We start from the raw sequence: 1324 nt of genomic DNA on the forward strand, positions 1-1324 counted from the left end.
TTCACGCAGTGCCTGAGAGTTAATTTCGCTCACTTCGAACCTCTCTGTTTACTGATAAGTTCCAGATCCTCCTGGCAACTTGCACAAGTCCGACAACCCTGAACGACCAGGCGTCTTCGTTCATCTACCCGGGTCTGCACAACATTGATAACGCCCAATCTTTTTGCTCAGACTCTAACTCATTGATACTCATTTATAAACTCCTTGCAATGTATGTCGTTTCAGCTAAACGGTATCAGCAATGTTTATGTAAAGAAACAGTAAGATAATACTCAACCCGATGTTTGAGTACGGTCATCATCTGACACTACAGACTCTGGCATCGCTGTGAAGACGACGCGAAATTCAGCATTTTCACAAGCGTTATCTTTTACAAAACCGATCTCACTCTCCTTTGATGCGAATGCCAGCGTCAGACATCATATGCAGATACTCACCTGCATCCTGAACCCATTGACCTCCAACCCCGTAATAGCGATGCGTAATGATGTCGATAGTTACTAACGGGTCTTGTTCGATTAACTGCCGCAGAAACTCTTCCAGGTCACCAGTGCAGTGCTTGATAACAGGAGTCTTCCCAGGATGGCGAACAACAAGAAACTGGTTTCCGTCTTCACGGACTTCGTTGCTTTCCAGTTTAGCAATACGCTTACTCCCATCCGAGATAACACCTTCGTAATACTCACGCTGCTCGTTGAGTTTTGATTTTGCTGTTTCAAGCTCAACACGCAGTTTCCCTACTGTTAGCGCAATATCCTCGTTCTCCTGGTCGCGGCGTTTGATGTATTGCTGGTTTCTTTCCCGTTCATCCAGCAGTTCCAGCACAATCGATGGTGTTACCAATTCATGGAAAAGGTCTGCGTCAAATCCCCAGTCGTCATGCATTGCCTGCTCTGCCGCTTCACGCAGTGCCTGAGAGTTAATTTCGCTCACTTCGAACCTCTCTGTTTACTGATAAGTTCCAGATCCTCCTGGCAACTTGCACAAGTCCGACAACCCTGAACGACCAGGCGTCTTCGTTCATCTATCGGATCGCCACACTCACAACAATGAGTGGCAGATATAGCCTGGTGGTTCAGGCGGCGCATTTTTATTGCTGTGTTGCGCTGTAATTCTTCTATTTCTGATGCTGAATCAATGATGTCTGCCATCTTTCATTAATCCCTGAACTGTTGGTTAATACGCTTGAGGGTGAATGCGAATAATAAAAAAGGAGCCTGTAGCTCCCTGATGATTTTGCTTTTCATGTTCATCGTTCCTTAAAGACGCCGTTTAACATGCCGATTGCCAGGCTTAAATGAGTCGGTGTGAATCCCATCAGCGT

General features: G+C 46.0%; 2 protein-coding genes. Both read right to left on the minus strand.

Annotated features, from left to right (window positions below):
• Positions 1–384: 384 nt before the first annotated feature.
• Positions 385–933: an ead/Ea22-like family protein gene (locus tag E1181_RS31100; RefSeq protein WP_001289873.1), complete on the minus strand. Its 549-nt coding sequence runs from the start codon at positions 931–933 to the stop codon at positions 385–387.
• Complete coding sequence (locus E1181_RS31105; protein ID WP_000763367.1) at positions 930–1151, minus strand: TraR/DksA family transcriptional regulator; 222 nt, start codon at positions 1149–1151, stop codon at positions 930–932. Before E1181_RS31105 ends, E1181_RS31100 begins: the two co-directional genes overlap by 4 nt.
• Between the last annotated feature and the right edge of the window lie 173 nt (positions 1152–1324).

This window comes from Saccharopolyspora terrae (genome assembly GCF_004348435.1).
GTDB lineage: Bacteria > Actinomycetota > Actinomycetes > Mycobacteriales > Pseudonocardiaceae > Saccharopolyspora > Saccharopolyspora endophytica.